The sequence below is a fragment of the Xanthobacter agilis genome (genome assembly GCF_021730435.1).
In the GTDB taxonomy this organism is placed as follows: Bacteria; Pseudomonadota; Alphaproteobacteria; order Rhizobiales; family Xanthobacteraceae; genus Xanthobacter; species Xanthobacter agilis.
Genome location: NZ_JABWGX010000039.1, coordinates 1 through 14898, shown reverse-complemented (window position 1 = coordinate 14898; position 14898 = coordinate 1). Strand labels below are relative to the sequence as shown.

General features: G+C 66.1%; 11 protein-coding genes and 1 pseudogene. 11 read left to right on the top strand and 1 reads right to left on the bottom strand.

Annotation, left to right across the window (positions count from 1 at the left end; genetic code table 11):
* The first annotated feature begins 200 nt into the window (after positions 1 to 200).
* The 5 genes from gad (at position 201) to HUW53_RS20130 (ending at position 6482) form a co-directional block, all read left to right on the top strand.
* Entirely contained in the window at positions 201 to 1607 is a 1407-nt protein-coding gene (gene gad / locus HUW53_RS20150; RefSeq protein ID WP_237347547.1) for a glutamate decarboxylase, read from the top strand.
* Positions 1608 to 1721: 114 nt separating this feature from the next.
* Positions 1722 to 3248 (top strand): glutamate/gamma-aminobutyrate antiporter, encoded by a 1527-nt coding sequence (gene gadC / locus HUW53_RS20145; RefSeq protein ID WP_237347546.1) that lies wholly within the window; start codon positions 1722 to 1724, stop codon positions 3246 to 3248.
* 225 nt (positions 3249 to 3473) lie between these two features.
* A complete protein-coding gene (gene glsA / locus HUW53_RS20140) occupies positions 3474 to 4427 on the top strand; it encodes a glutaminase A (protein ID WP_237347545.1) in 954 nt (317 codons plus the stop codon).
* Positions 4428 to 4770: 343 nt separating this feature from the next.
* Positions 4771 to 6006, top strand: coding sequence for a linear amide C-N hydrolase (locus HUW53_RS20135; protein ID WP_237347544.1), 1236 nt, complete (start codon positions 4771 to 4773; stop codon positions 6004 to 6006).
* 11 nt (positions 6007 to 6017) lie between these two features.
* A complete protein-coding gene (locus HUW53_RS20130; RefSeq protein ID WP_237347543.1) occupies positions 6018 to 6482 on the top strand; it encodes a YbaK/EbsC family protein in 465 nt (154 codons plus the stop codon).
* Positions 6483 to 6618: 136 nt separating this feature from the next.
* Here the strand turns inward: HUW53_RS20130 and HUW53_RS20125 are convergent, their stop codons facing one another.
* Positions 6619 to 7950 carry an Nramp family divalent metal transporter gene (locus HUW53_RS20125; RefSeq protein ID WP_237347542.1) on the bottom strand — a complete coding sequence of 444 codons (1332 nt, stop codon included), beginning with the start codon at positions 7948 to 7950 and terminating at the stop codon, positions 6619 to 6621.
* A 280-nt stretch (positions 7951 to 8230) separates the two neighbouring features.
* Between HUW53_RS20125 and mntR the strand changes: the two genes are divergently transcribed.
* From mntR to HUW53_RS20095, 6 genes and pseudogenes are all read left to right on the top strand, one after another.
* Complete coding sequence (gene mntR / locus HUW53_RS20120) at positions 8231 to 8701, top strand: manganese-binding transcriptional regulator MntR (RefSeq protein ID WP_393981652.1); 471 nt, start codon at positions 8231 to 8233, stop codon at positions 8699 to 8701.
* A 333-nt stretch (positions 8702 to 9034) separates the two neighbouring features.
* Positions 9035 to 10732 carry a methyl-accepting chemotaxis protein gene (locus tag HUW53_RS20115; RefSeq protein ID WP_237347541.1) on the top strand — a complete coding sequence of 566 codons (1698 nt, stop codon included), beginning with the start codon at positions 9035 to 9037 and terminating at the stop codon, positions 10730 to 10732.
* A 113-nt stretch (positions 10733 to 10845) separates the two neighbouring features.
* A complete protein-coding gene (locus HUW53_RS20110; RefSeq protein ID WP_237347554.1) occupies positions 10846 to 11868 on the top strand; it encodes an LLM class flavin-dependent oxidoreductase in 1023 nt (340 codons plus the stop codon).
* Positions 11869 to 12107: 239 nt separating this feature from the next.
* Positions 12108 to 12852, top strand: a pseudogene (locus HUW53_RS20105) (IS5 family transposase).
* Positions 12853 to 12947: 95 nt separating this feature from the next.
* A protein-coding gene (locus HUW53_RS20100) for an IS5 family transposase (RefSeq protein ID WP_237347540.1) occupies positions 12948 to 13711 on the top strand; the annotation gives its coding sequence in 2 pieces (ribosomal slippage) (positions 12948 to 13263 and positions 13263 to 13711; 765 coding nt in all).
* Between the two features lie 340 nt (positions 13712 to 14051).
* Positions 14052 to 14898 (top strand): calcium-binding protein (locus HUW53_RS20095; RefSeq protein ID WP_272904346.1); only part of this gene is annotated, 847 nt, incomplete at its 3' end.

Genomic DNA, 14898 nt, shown 5'->3' with positions numbered 1-14898 from the left:
GAACGGAGGACGCGCAAGCTCTGACGTGCTTTTGCCCACGCGGCCATGTCCGCGCCGGCCCCAAAGATTCCCCCGCCCGCCGGCCCGCACCGGCCTCGATAGAGCTCCAGGACCCGCGCTTTGCATCGTCGGCGACGCCGCAGCGGTGATCCGCGGACACGGCAAGCAAAATGATACCACAGCCCAGAGGAGGCCAACCCATGGCATCAGACCCCTCAAAGACCAACCTCCGCAGCGAGCTGCTCGACGATGTCTATTCGTCCAGCGAGCTGCATGGGGCGCTGCCCAAGTTCAAGTTCCCGGCTGCGGAGAAGGAGCCCCGCCACGTCTTCACCGCCGTGCGCGACGAGCTGATGCTGGACGGCAATTCCCGCCAGAACCTCGCCACCTTCTGCCAGACCTGGGTGGATGAGGAGATCCAGGACCTCATGGCCCTGTCGATCGACAAGAACATGATCGACAAGGACGAATATCCGCAGACCGCCGAGATCGAAGAGCGCTGCGTGCACATGCTCGCGGACCTGTGGAACTCCCCCACCCCCCACGCCACCATCGGCTGTTCCACCGTGGGCTCCTCGGAAGCGGCCATGCTGGGCGGGCTCGCCCTGAAATGGCAGTGGCGCAAGAAGCGCGCGGCGGCGGGCAAGCCCACCGACAAGCCCAACATGATCTGCGGCCCGGTGCAGATCTGCTGGCACAAGTTCGCCCGCTATTTCGACGTGGAGCTGCGCGAGATCCCGCTCGAAGGCGACCGGCTCATCATGAATCCGGAAGAAGTTCTGAAGCGGGTGGACGAGAACACCATCGGCGTGGTGCCCACGCTCGGCGTCACCTTCACCTGCCAGTACGAGCCGGTGAAGGCGGTCCATGACGCGCTCGACCAGCTCCAGAAGGATACCGGGCTCGACATCCCGATCCATGTGGACGGCGCCTCCGGCGGTTTCCTTGCCCCCTTCTGCGCGCCCGAGCTGGAATGGGATTTCCGCCTGCCGCGGGTCAAATCCATCAATTCCTCGGGCCACAAGTTCGGCCTCGCCCCCCTGGGCGTGGGCTGGGTGGTGTGGCGCGAGGCCGCCGACCTGCCGGAAGACCTCGTGTTCAACGTGAACTATCTGGGCGGCAACATGCCCACCTTCGCGCTGAACTTCTCGCGCCCCGGCGGACAGGTGATCGCGCAATACTACAATTTCATGCGCCTCGGCCGCGAAGGCTATAAGAAGATCCAGGACGCCTGCTACGATACTGCGGAATACCTCTCCCGCGAGATCGCGGCCATGGGTCCGTTCGAGATCCTGTTCGGCGGCGACCGCAAGGCCGGCATCCCGGCCATGTGCTGGAAGCTGAAGGATGAAGGCGGCATCGGCGGCTACACGCTCTATGACCTCGCCGACCGGCTGCGCTCGCGCGGCTGGCAGGTGCCAGCCTATTCCATGCCCGCCCATCGCGAGGATCTGGTGATCCAGCGCATCCTGGTGCGCCATGGCGTGAGCCGGGATCTGGCGAGCCTGCTGATCGACGACATGAAGCGGGCCATCGACTATTTCGCCAGGCACCCGGTGACCAAGCCTTTGACCTCGGCGGAAGCGAGCGGCTTCAACCACAACTGACCCGGCCGCCCGCCCCGTCCACCAAGGGGCGGGCCTTCCGCGCGGCGGCTGCGCCGGGCGCTGGAATTTCCCACCGCGCCGACCCACGGGCGGCACCATCAAGGGGGGCCAAGCATGGCGACCAACGTTGCGAGCGCACCTGCCAAACAGCTCACGTTGCTGGGCTTTTTCGCCATCACCGCCTCCATGGTGATGGCCGTCTACGAATATCCCACCTTCGCCACCTCGGGCTTCAGCCTGGTGTTCTTCCTGCTGCTGGGCGGCATCTTGTGGTTCATTCCGGTCGCCCTGTGCGCGGCGGAGATGGCGACCGTGGAGGGCTGGGAGGAAGGCGGCGTGTTCGCCTGGGTCTCCAACACCCTCGGCGAGCGCTGGGGATTTGCGGCCATCTCCTTCACCTATCTCCAGATCGCCATCGGCTTCCTGCCGATGCTCTATTTCGTGCTCGGCGCGCTCTCCTACATCCTCGACTGGCCGGCGCTGAACACCGATCCGCTGCTCAAGACCATCGCCGGGCTGGTCATCCTCTGGGTGCTGGCGTTCACCCAGTTCGGCGGCACCAAATACACCGCGCAGATCGCCAAGATCGGCTTTTTCGCGGGCATCCTTTTGCCCGCGCTCATTCTGGTGGTCCTCGCCATCTGGCACCTTGCCAGCGGCGCGAAGCTCGAGATCGCCATGAACGGCTCCACCTTCTTCCCCGACTTCACCAAGATCGGGACGCTGGTGGTGTTCGTGGCCTTCATCCTCAGCTACATGGGCGTCGAGGCCTCGGCCACCCATGTGAACGAGATGAAGAACCCCGCGCGCGACTATCCGCTCGCCATGTTCCTTCTGATGATCGTGGCCATCGTGCTGAGCTCCATCGGCGGCCTGTCGGTGGCATCCGTGGTGCCGCTCAACGAGATCAACCTCTCGGCGGGCGTGGTGCAGACCTTCCAGGCCCTCATCATGAGCCACGGCGCCGGGCTCGACTGGGCGGTGCGCGCGGTGGCGGTGCTGTTGGCGCTGGGGGTGCTGGCGGAGATCGCCGCCTGGATCGTCGGCCCCTCGCGCGGGATGTATGTGACCGCCGAGCGCGGGATCCTGCCCCAGGTCGCCGCCAAGGTGAACAAGAACGGCGTGCCGGTGCCGATGGTGATCTTCCAGCTCTGCATCACCACCGTGGCGCTCATCGTCTTCACCAATACATCGGGCGGGAACATGTCGTTCCTGATCGCCATGTCGCTGACCGTGGTGCTCTATCTCATTACCTACTTCCTGTTGTTCCTCGCCTACATCAATCTCGCGCTGAAGCATAAGGACAAGAAGCGCGGCTACAACATTCCCGGTGGCACCGGGGTGAAGATCACCGTGGCCAGCGCCGGCTTCATCATCTCGCTGCTGGCGTTCGTGGTCTCCTTCTTCCCGCCCAGCGGCCTGCCGGGCGCGGAAGGCGATGAGATCTATGTGGGGCTGCTGGTGGTGAGCTTCCTGGTGGCGCTCGCCATCCCGTTCATCGTCTATGCGGTGCACGACAAGCGCGGCAAGACCACCGAGGCGGCGATGATCCACATCAAGTCGCACAATGCGCCGGAAGGCCACTTCGCCATCCACCCGCGGGCCCGCGCGACCCACATTCTCGTCCCGCACGACAAGTGATGCCAAGGCGGCGCGCAGGCGCCCGCTCCCGACCCCGGTCCAAGACCGGGGCCGATGCAGAAAGGCCGGTCAGGGCATGACCAAGGGCCGCCGGCCGGGGCGCAACGTGCCCCGGCCGGCACACAATTCGCGCGCAACGGGCGGAGTTCGGCCGGCAAAAGGGCGGAGCCCGAGAAGAGCAGCAAAAAGGCGGAGCCCGTGAAGAGCATCAAGAGGGAGGAGCCCGTGAAGCGGTCTGAGATCGAAGCGGCCGTCACCACCGGACTTGCGGCGGCGCAGGCCGTGTCCGGGGGCAAGAACGCCGATTACATCCCCTTCCTCGCCTCGGTGCCGTCCGACCTCGTCGGCCTCGCCGTGGTGACCACGGACGGCACCACCTTCAAGGCCGGTGACGCGGATTATCCGTTCGCCATCGAATCCATCTCCAAGGTGTTCACCCTGGCCCTGGTGATGGAAACCATCGGCGCGGCGGCGGTGCGCGAGAAGCTCGGCGCGGATCCCACCGGCCTGCCCTTCAATTCGGTGGTGGCGCTGGAACTGCACCAGGGCAAACCGCTCTCGCCATTGGTGAATGCCGGGGCCATCGCCACCGCGAGCCTGGTGCCCGGCACCGACGCCGAAAGCGGCTGGGCCGCCATTCTCCACACCCAGAGCCGGTTCGCCGGGCGCCCGATCACTCTCAGCGCCGAGGTGAACGCCTCCGAGCAGGCGACCAACTTCCACAACCGGGCCATCGGCTGGCTGCTCTATAGCGCCGGCACCTGCTATGGCGACCCCGTGCGCGCCGTGGACATCTACACCCGCCAGTGCTCCACCCTGGTGTCGGCCGTGGACCTTGCGACGATGGGCGCGACCCTCGCCGCCGGCGGCATCAATCCGCGCACCCGGGAACGGGTGATCGCGGCCGATCACGTGCCGCCCATTCTCGCCGAGATGATGATGGAGGGCTTCTACACCGCCTCCGGGGACTGGGCCTACACGGTGGGGCTGCCCGGCAAGAGCGGAGTCGGCGGCGGCATCCTGGCGGTGGTGCCGGGCGAGATGGCCATCGCCGCCTTCGCGCCGCCCCTGGACGCGGCCGGCAACAGCGTGCGCGGGCAGGTGGCGGTGGCGCATGTCGCCCACGCCCTCGGGCGCAACCTGTTCGCGCCGCGGGCAGCGACGGCCTTGCCCGCCTGAACCGGCATCGGCCTCAAGCCCACGCCGGGCGCGTATGGGCCGGACGCGGTGGATGCGGCCTCCCCTTGGCCCGTCCGCGCCGATGCGAAACGCCCTAACTGTTTGTTTTTTCGCAATTCGGGATGCAAAACCGCTTCACACTTCGGCGGCAATTGCTCTAGGTCCTTATTTTATCGCAATTTCAGAAGCAAAGCCGCTGCACACTTTTGCTGAAATTGCTCTAGCCTTCCGGTTCGAGGAGCCCGCACCACGCGGCGGACGGAGCCGCGCGGTGATGGCGGAACAGCCTGCGGAGCCGGCACGACCGGCGCCCCGTAGCCAGACACATGAGGTCTTCATTTCCATGATCGGAGCCAGGACGTTCGCCGCCCGCGTGGCCGGAACACCGCTTTTCGGCGCAGGGTGGCGCCGGCCGGCGCTGATGCTGGCGCTCCTCGCCGCCTTCGTCGCGCTGGCGCTGGCCACGCCCCATGCGGGTGTCGACGCGGTGATCGCCTGCACGGCGTTGCTCTATCGCGATGCCAAGGGTGGCGTTTATGCCGGGCGCACGCTGGAACTGCCCATGGAGCTGCCCTACCTGCTCTCCTACCTGCCGGCGGGCCAGGTCATCACCTCCGACGTGCCGGGACGCGATCCGCTGCGCTTTCAGACCCGCCACGCCATCCTCGGCATCACCGTGCCCAACGGCACGGTGGCCGACCTCAAGGTGGTGGAAGGGCTGAACGAGAAGGGGCTCACCTATGGCCTGCTGGCCTTCGCCGCTGCCGACGGCCCCACTGCCGGATTCCGCAAGACCAAGGCCGCGCTGGCCGCCATCGACCTTGGCACCTGGGTGCTGGGCCGGTTTGAAACAACGGCACAGGTGAAGGCCGCGCTGGCGGAACAGCCGGTGCTGCTCTCGGCGCTGGAGCCCCTGCACGGGGCGCGCACGCCGTTCCATTTCATCGTCCACGACCGCACGGGCGCGTCGCTGGTGATCGAGTTCGCGAACGGCCGGCAGAATGTCTACGACAACCCCATCGGCGTGATGACCAACGGGCCGGACTTCCCCTGGCATCTCACCAACATGAACAATTATTCCTTCCTGACCAATCTTGACCGATCGGAAGGAACCTTCGGCACCTTCACCGCGCGCCAGCCCGATTCCGGCATCGCCACCGCCGGCCTGCCGGCTTCGAACACCGCGGTGGGCCGGTTCGTGCGCGCCGCCTATTATGCCCAATATGCCGAGCGGGCCGCGCCCGAGGCCGCCCTGTCCACCCTCGCCCACATCATGAACAATTTCGACCGGCCCAAGGGCATCACCATCGACCCGCGCGGCGCCGGCGGGCTCGAGGTGGAGGGCGCGGAACCCGAGGGGGATGCGGACTACAAGACCGAATACACCTCCTGGACCTCCCTCACCGACCTTGCGGGCGGCCGCTTCCTGGTGCGGACCTACGAGGGCATGAATTACATGTCGATCGATTTCGCCGGCGTCAGGGATGCCACCACGGTGAAGGTGCTGCCCCTGGCCGCGGCCGGCAACGGGGTGGTGACGGAGCTCAACGCGCAGCTTCTCGCCGCCAAGATCGCCTGAGGGAGGGGCCGGTGGACGGAGTGGAACGGGTGCGCCGCGCCTTGGTCGCGGCCGGGCACGAGGACAGCATCATGGCCTTCGCCGAAGGCACCCACAGTGCCGCCGACGCCGCGGCGGCGGTGGGTTGCGCGGTGGCGCAGATCGCCAAGTCCATCGTCTTTCGGGCCGGGGATGCGGCGGTTCTGGTGATCGCCTCCGGGGCCAACCGCATCGATCGCAAGAAGGTGGCCGCCGCCACCGGGCTCGCCGTGAAGCCCGCCGATCCGCAATGGGTGGCGCTAAAGACCGGCTTTGCGGTGGGCGGGGTCTCGCCCGTGGGCCATGACGACACGCTGACGGTGGTGATCGACGCGGACCTGCTGGCGCTCGATCCGCTCTGGGCCGCCGCCGGCTCGCCCATGCACGTCTTCCGCTCCTCCGCGGCGCAGCTGGTGGCGATGACCGGGGGCCGGATCGCCGACGTGCGGCAGGACTAAAGCATTTTCGGTGAACTCCGGTTCACCGAAAATGCTCTAGTGGCTTGTTTTATCGCAATTTCAGACGCAAGATCGCTACACACTTTTGCTGAAATTGCTCTAACGGCGGCCACGGCGCGGAACCGGGAGCGGGCGCTCAGCCCGCGATCTCGACGCCGAAGGTCTGGAGCAGCAGCACCGCATTGAGCCCGAGCACCAGCACGCTGCCGCCGATGGCAAGCACATTGGTGAGCATGCTGTTGGCGAACTCGCCCATGAGGTCGCGCCGGCAGGTGAACAGCACCAGGGCGATCATGGGCACCGGCAAGGCGATGGACAGCACCACCTGGCTGAGCACCAGCGCATAGGTGGTGTTCACCCCGATGGCCACCACCACGAACGCCGGCACCATGGTGACAAGCCGGCGCACGAAGATCGGGATGCGGAAGCCAACGAAGCCCTGCATGATCATCTGCCCCGCCATGGTGCCCACCACCGAGCTCGATACGCCGGAGGCGATGAGGGAGACCAGGAAGATGCCCGCCGCGCCGGCTCCCAGGAGCGGCGTCAGGGTGTGGTAGGCGGTCTCGATCTCGGACACGTTGGAATAGCCGAGGTGGAACGCGCTCGCCGCCATGATGACCATGGCCATGTTGACCAGCCCCGCCACCGACAGCGCCAGCACCACCTCCCGATTGGAGAAGCGCACCAGCAGGCGTCGCTGCGCGGCATTCTCGGGCGTGGTGCGGCTCTGGGTCAGGCCGGAATGCAGATAAAGGGCATGCGGCATCACGGTGGCGCCGATAATGCCCACGGCGATCATGAGCGCGGCACCGTCAGGCATCTGCGGGGTCACCGCGCCGAGGGCCGCGGCGCCCCAATCCACCGGCGCGATGAACAATTCGGCCAGATAGCACAGGCCGATCAGCCCCACGAGGCCGCCGATGATGAGCTCCATGGGCCGGAAGCCGTGCCGCTCGAACATGAGCAGGCCATAGGTCACAATGGCGGTCACCCCCATGCCGGCGAGCAGCGGCAGGCCGAACAAGAGCGACAGGCCGATGGCGCCGCCGAGAAACTCCGCGAGATCCGTCGCCATGGCGGCCACTTCGCTCACCACCCACATCACCCACACCAGGGGCCGGGGCAGCTGGCTGCGGCACAGCTCCGCCAGGTTCCGCCCGGTGACGATGCCGAGCTTGGCCGACAGGGACTGGAACAGCATCGCGACCAGGTTCGCCGCCACCACCACCCACAGCAGCGCATAGCCATAATGCGCGCCGGCCTGGATGTTCGTCGCGAAATTGCCCGGGTCCATATAGGCGATCGAGGCGATCACCGCCGGACCCATGAACAGCAGCGTGCCCCCCTTCCTTCGACCGGACAGCACCTCCGCGATGGCGGCGCTGGTGCGGTCGGTGACAGACCCCCCGGCGGTCGCGAGGGACAAGGGCGCCTGAGGAACAGGAGACAGAGGCGAAGCGGGCATGGGGCGGGCCCTGGTTGCAGTTGCTCTATAATGTAGCCGCGGCTACATTATAGAGCAACAGGCTTTCAGCGAATTAGAATGATTTAAGTTTTGCCGCGACCAAGCGGGCCGACGCATGGCGGGTCTGTTCCCCCCTTGGTGTCGCCCGGCGACGGTGGACGATGGGACGGCTTCAGTTGCAATGCCCTGCCCCGACCGGATAATGGAAGCGTCTTCCAATTCCGGGGCCGGCTCCAAGCCGGAAGGCAGCGCCCACCCGGCGGGAGTCATGGGGGAGCGATTGACGTCCGAGCAAAAAGGCGCCAGCCAGTGCGAACCCGGCCCCCTGGATATCCACGCGGCGGAGGCAGCGGAGGTGCGCCGCTTCAACCATGCGCGCACCGCACGCTCGGCGGAAATCCTCGAGGACTATACGGAGCTGATCGCCGACCTGCTGAGCGCCCACGGCGAGGCGCGGGTCACCGACATCGCGCGCCGGCTGGGCGTCACCCACCCCACCGCCACCAAGGCCATTGCCCGGCTGAAGCGGGAAGGACTGGTGACGTCGCGTCCCTATCGCGGCGTGTTTCTGACCGACGCCGGCGCCGCCATGGCCGAGCGGGTGCGGGCGCGCCATCGCCTGGTGGTGGACTTCCTGCTCGCGGTGGGTGTGCCGCAGGAGGCGGCGGAATCCGACGCCGAAGGCATGGAGCATTACGTCTCCGAAAAGACGCTCAGCGCCTTCCGCCGCTTCCTCGCCGCGCGGGGCTAACGCACCAGCCCCGACGGGATGGCGCGCAGCCTCGGCGTTTTACGGCCCACACGCGGGTCACCCCGGATCAGGCCGTTCGGCGCCCCGGCCACAACGGCTTATGCCGCGCTGAAATTTAGGCGTCACGAAGACGTCCTGAACCGAGGTCCCGCCCCGGCGCCTTCGAGCATGCAAGCGTTCCACTAGCTTCAACACCTAAGGTGCGCGCTCGGGGACCGACTGTCCCTCATCACGGGGCCGCTTGCTGCCGTGAGGGACGAGGTCGCGCTGCGGTGGTTCGCCGCCAGCGTTCAGGCACATCGCGGATTGCGCGTGCGGGTTGGGGGAAAAGGCATGTCGTTCAAGCATTGGCCGCTGACACTCAAGGTCGTCAGCCTCCTGTTGTTGCTGGCAATATTTTCATTCGGCGCAATTATCTACGCTTCCCTGCAGATGACGGCCATCAACGCGGTCGGAACCGCCATCATCGAAGGCCCCGCCCCCGCGATCGCCAATCTCGCCCGCACCAATCGCCTGCTGCGGCAGGTCGAAATCGGCATCTGGAGGCTGATCGCCGGCCATACGCCGGAAGAGGACGCGGACGCAAAGCAGCTCATCGAGCAGGTCCTCAAGGATTACAGGACACGCACCGACCTCATCCAGGCCGAGGCCCCCGCTTTTGCCGCCGAGATGGAACAACTGGTGCAAAAGGTGCAGAGCACCATGGCCGGCGACTGCGGCTCCGTCATGCGTGAGGCCGCAACCGCGACCACCGCCGACGAGATCGCCCGCGTGGATCAGGTCATGCGCACCACCTGCTCGCCGAAGATCGACGCGCTCGCCAATGCCACCACCGGAATCAACAAGAAGCTGACCGCCACCATGGAGGCCGAGAACGCGGCCGCCGTCGCGCTCGCCCACCAGACCGCCTGGCTGCTGACCATCGGCATGGCGGTCGGCACCGTTCTGGTGATCGGGCTGGCCGTTCTCATCACCCGCCGCAGCATCGTCGCGCCGGTGACGGATTCCATGTCGGTCATGACCGCCCTTGGCCATGGCGAGCTTGAGGTGCAGGTGCCCCACACCGACCGCCGCGACGAGGTGGGCGCCATCGCCAATGCGCTGGTGGAGCTGCGCGCCAAGCTGCAGGAGGCCGCCCGGCAGCGCATCGCCCAGGCGGAGGCGGAGGCGGTCGCCAAGGCGCAGATCGTGCGCCGGAGCAAACTGGCCGAGGATTTCGTTTCCCGCATCCAGAATCTGGTCGCCGGCTTCGTTCACTCCTCAAGCGATGTGGCCGACGCCGCCCGCAACCTCTCGGCCACGGCCGAGGAGACCTCGCGCCAGGCCCAGGCGGTGGCCGCCGCCTCCGAACAGGCCTCCACCAATGTGCAGACGGTGGCGTCCGCGTCGGAGGAGATGGCGGCCTCGGTCCGCGAGATCAACGGGCAGGTCGCCCATTCGGCAGCGGTCGCCGATACGGCCTTCCTCGAGGCCAAGACCTCGAACACCCATATCGGCGCCCTGTCGAAGGCGGCAGTAGATATTGGCGACGTGCTTGGCCTCATCAAGGACATCGCGGCGCAGACCAACCTCCTGGCCCTCAATGCCACCATCGAGGCCGCGCGCGCCGGCGAGGCCGGCAGGGGCTTTGCGGTGGTCGCCTCGGAGGTCAAGCAGCTCGCCGAGCAGACCGCCAAGGCCACCGACGAAATCTCCGACAAGATCGCCGAGATCCGCCAGGCGACCGACAGCACCGTGGATTCCATGGCCGAGATCATCCGCGTCATCACCACCATCAAGGAAACCGCAACCGCCATTGCCGGCGCGGTTGAGGAGCAGGGGGTGGCCACGGCGGAGATCGCCCAGAACTGCCAGCAGGCGGCCACGGGCACCAGCGAGGTGGCCCAGAACATCACCGGCGTCGGTCAGGCGGCGGAGATGACCGGGGGCGCCTCCACCCAGCTGATGACCCTCTCCACCGGCCTCTCGGCCCAGGCGAGCGACCTGCGGGTGGTGGTGGATACCTTCGTCAAGGACCTGGCCGCCGCCTGACGCCGGGCAGCACCGGAGCACCGCATGGCCGGCAGGGTGCCCGACCGGCAAGTGCATTCCCGGCGTGGGCGTCGTAATCTCCCACGCATCATTCCCGGATGCGTGGGGTCATCGTGAAGAAGATCGGCTTTCTCTCGTTCGGGCATTGGACGCCCTCGCCCCAGTCCCAGACGCAGTCGGCGGCCGACGCGCTGCTGCAATCCATTGAGCTGGCCGTGGCCGCCGAGGAGCTGGGCGCCGACGGGGCCTATTTCCGGGTTCACCACTTCGCCCGCCAGCTCGCCTCGCCGTTCCCGTTGCTCGCGGCGGTGGGCGCGCGCACCCGCCGGATCGAGATCGGCACGGCGGTCATCGACATGCGCTACGAAAATCCGCTCTACATGGCGGAGGATGCGGGCGCGGCCGACCTCATTTCCGGCGGTCGGCTCCAGCTCGGCATCAGCCGCGGCTCGCCGGAGCAGGTGATCGACGGGTGGCGCCATTTCGGCTACGCCCCGGCTGCGGGCGAAAGCCCCTCCGACATGGCCCGCCGCCACACGCAGGTGTTTCTCGACCTGTTGCGCGGCGACGGCTTCGCCCAGCCCAATCCCCGCCCCATGTTCCCCAACCCGCCGGGCCTCTTGCGCCTGGAGCCCCATGCCGACGGCCTCAGGGATCGCATCTGGTGGGGCGCCGGCTCGGACGCGACAGCCCAATGGGCGGCGAAGATGGGCATGAACCTGCAAAGCTCCACGCTCAAGGACGACGAAGGCGGGCAACCCTTCGCCCTCCAACAGGCCCGCCAGATCCGCGCCTTCCGCGCCGCCTGGGTCGAGGCCGGACATGCGCGCGCGCCACGGGTCTCGGTCAGCCGCAGCATCTTCGCCCTGGTGAGCGACGCCGATCGGGCCTATTTCGGCCGCGGCGGGGCGGAGCAGGATCAAATCGGCTTCATCGATGAAAAGACGCGGGCCATCTTCGGCCGCAGCTACGCCGCCGAGCCCGACACCCTCATCGCGCAACTGCGCGCCGATGAAGCCATCGCCGAAGCCGACACCCTCCTGCTCACCGTGCCCAATCAGCTCGGCGTCGCCTACAATGCGCATGTGATCGAAACGATCCTGAAGCACATCGCCCCCGCCCTCGGCTGGCGGTGACGGGCGCCCCGCAGCGGCGCGTCGAGAAAGGCTGTCAATTCAAGGCTCTGAAGCAAGCCCCTCGTCGTGGAACGCGGACATGCTTTGGCAACCTCCAAAGAGCTTGACGCCGCCGTCATATCGGCCTGCAGGATCGAGCAAAGGCCTCCGGTCACCCCTAGGCCGTAGTGACGATTTAAGGATTTGGGATTCCCAAGTGGTCGCAAATCGGATTCAACGCTGATTTTGGAGGATCGGCGATGGACTGCGATGCTCTTCGGGATGATCAGTGGGAGCGGATCAAGGGCTTTGTGCCAGGCGGCACGAAGGGCAAGCGCGGGCCGCGCACCGACAATCGGAAGTTTCTGGATGCGCTGTTGTGGATGGCGCGCTCGGGCGGGCGCTGGCGTGATCTGCCCGAGCGGCTGGGCGATTATCGCTCGGTGAAGCGGCGCTATTACCGCTGGATCGAGATGGGCGTTCTCGACGAGATCCTGTCAGTGCTGGCGCGCGAAGCCGATCTGGAATGGCTGATGATCGACAGCACCATCGTGCGGCCGGCGCCCGCGCCGCAAAAGGGGGGCGGATGCCCAGGGCCTGGGCCGGTCTCGCGGCGGCCTGAGCACCAAGATCCACGCCGCCGCCGATGCCCTCGGGCTCCCAGTCCGCCTAATCGGGACGCCGGGGCAGCGCAATGACATCGCCCTTGCCCACCACCTCATCGAAGACATGGATGCGGCCGCCCTGCTGGCCGACAAGGGCTATGATGCCAACCACCTTGTTGATGCGATGGAAGAACGCGCAACCGAAGTCGTCATTCCGCCCAAGCGGGATCGCAAGATCCAGCGCATCTACGACGCCCACCTCTACAAGGAGCGCAACAAGATCGAGCGCTTCTTCAACAAGCTCAAACAGTTCCGGTGCGTCGCCACGCGATACGACAAGTTGCTCGTCAACTTCATGGGCTTCGTCAAACTCGCCGCAATCGCCATCTGGCTCAAATAGTTAAATCGTCACCACGGCCTAGGCCGTAAACCCATAAATTTGCTTTGTGTTTTGGTGCTACCATGATTCAAATCTTCCGAACGAGGAAGCCCTGAATGACGCGCCGCCGCCACGAGCTCACCGACCATGAATGGTCGATTCTCTCGCCCTTGCTGCCCAACAAACCTCGCGGTGTGCCTCGGGTCGATGATCGACGGGTTCTCAACGGCATCCTTTGGCGGTTCCGGACCGGCTCGCCATGGGCTGAGGTTCCAGAGCGATATGGTCCACCGACAACCTGCTACAACCGCTTCGTCCGTTGGCGGAAGGCCGGCGTATGGGATCGCCTTCTTCAAGCGGTTTCCGACGCTTACGACGGCGACATCGTCATGATCGACTCGACCTGTGTCCGTGTCCACCAACATGGAGCCACGGGAAAAAGGGGGATTCTGACGATGGCGGCATGGGACGTTCCCGCGGCGGGCTCACCAGCAAAATCCACGCGCTCGTCGACGCGGAAGGTCGCCCCGTTAGCCTCCGCCTGACCGCCGGCCAAGTGGCAGATTGCTCCGAGGCCGACGCGCTGATCGACACTATCGGCGAGGGCGACATCCTACTGGCCGACAAGGGCTACGACAGTAACGCCATTCGAGCCAAGGCAGCGGAGCGCAAAGCCTGGGCCAATATCCCGCCAAAAGCTAATCGCAAGGGCCGCTTCGCCTTTTCGAGCTGGGTCTATAGGCAGCGTAACCTTGTGGAGAGGTTCTTCAACCGGATCAAACAGTTCCGAGGCATCGCCACACGTTATGACAAAGACCCAGTCAACTTCCTCGCCGCCGTCAAACTCGTCGCCGCGAGGATCTGCTGTCTGAGTCTATGAGTCGACGGCCTAAGCCGTAGCCAACATATTCAGGATAGGCCGCCAGCCGTGTCGAGCGCTCTTGGCGGCTCCGAGCAGACGGCCATCCCGGCCGGGCAAATAACTGTGAGGTCCGCTCTTCCACTTGCGAACAGACGGGCGGCATGCCACGAATGCGCCTGTGTAGCGGTATCATATTCCGCTAGCTGACGCGCTAGGCGGGATGCCCGAGATCGACCTTGATCATGAGCATGCGCCCGGATCGGGCGCTCGTTTTGCTCAAGTGACACTACCAGGTCACATCTTGCAGCTCTTATGAGATCGCAAGATCGACTTGGAATGATGTGTTGGGGACATAATCATGGCAACGATTACGGGCACGTCTGCTTACGGCGAAACCCTGCTCGGCACGAGCGACGACGATACCCTCGACGGCGCAGGGGGGGGCTACGACACCCTCACCGGTGGGGTAGGCAACGACACCTATGTGGTGCAGTCGGTCAGCGACATCGTGGAGGAAACCGCTGGCGATGGCACCGACACGGTGCAGACGGCGCTGCCCGACTACGACCTCAGTAACGCCCCCCACACCGACAATGTGGAGAACCTCGTCTATACGGGCTCGTCGGATTTCACCGGGTTCGGAAATGACCTGGCGAACGCCATCACGGGCGGGGCGGGCAACGATTTTCTCGATGGCGGGGCGGGCGACGATACCGTCACCGGCGGGCTGGGCGACGATACCTATCGGGTGGACACGGTGGGCGATACCGTGACCGAGGCCGCGGGCGAAGGCGTCGACGAGGTGTGGACGCGACTGTCCTCCTACACCCTGCCCGACAATTTTGAGAACCTCTTCACTCCGAGCTCGTCGAACTTCACCGGGATCGGGAATGCCCTGGCGAACACCCTTGAGAGCGGGGGGGGCGACGACATCCTGCGCGGCGGCGCTGGCAACGACACCCTCTACGCCGACGACGGCAACGACCGCCTCGACGGCGGGTCCGGGGCCGACACGCTGGAAGGCGGGGCCGGGGCCGACACCTATGTGGTGGACTCGGCCAGCGACACCGTGACCGAAGCCGTCAGCGAAGGCACCGACCGGGTGTTCGCCTCCCTGTCGGCCTACACCCTCACCGACAATGTGGAGAACCTGACCTATACCGGGGCCTCCTCCTTCACCGGCACAGGCAACAGCCGCGCCAATG

Bases quoted from the DNA above. Each gene is read 5' to 3' on its own strand.
- gad (WP_237347547.1), top strand. From the start codon at position 201: ATGGCATCAGACCCCTCAAAGACCAACCTCCGCAGCGAGCTGCTCGAC.
- gadC (WP_237347546.1), top strand. From the start codon at position 1,722: ATGGCGACCAACGTTGCGAGCGCACCTGCCAAACAGCTCACGTTGCTG.
- HUW53_RS20135 (WP_237347544.1), top strand. From the start codon at position 4,771: ATGATCGGAGCCAGGACGTTCGCCGCCCGCGTGGCCGGAACACCGCTT.
- HUW53_RS20125 (WP_237347542.1), bottom strand. From the start codon at position 7,950: ATGCCCGCTTCGCCTCTGTCTCCTGTTCCTCAGGCGCCCTTGTCCCTC.
- HUW53_RS20115 (WP_237347541.1), top strand. From the start codon at position 9,035: ATGTCGTTCAAGCATTGGCCGCTGACACTCAAGGTCGTCAGCCTCCTG.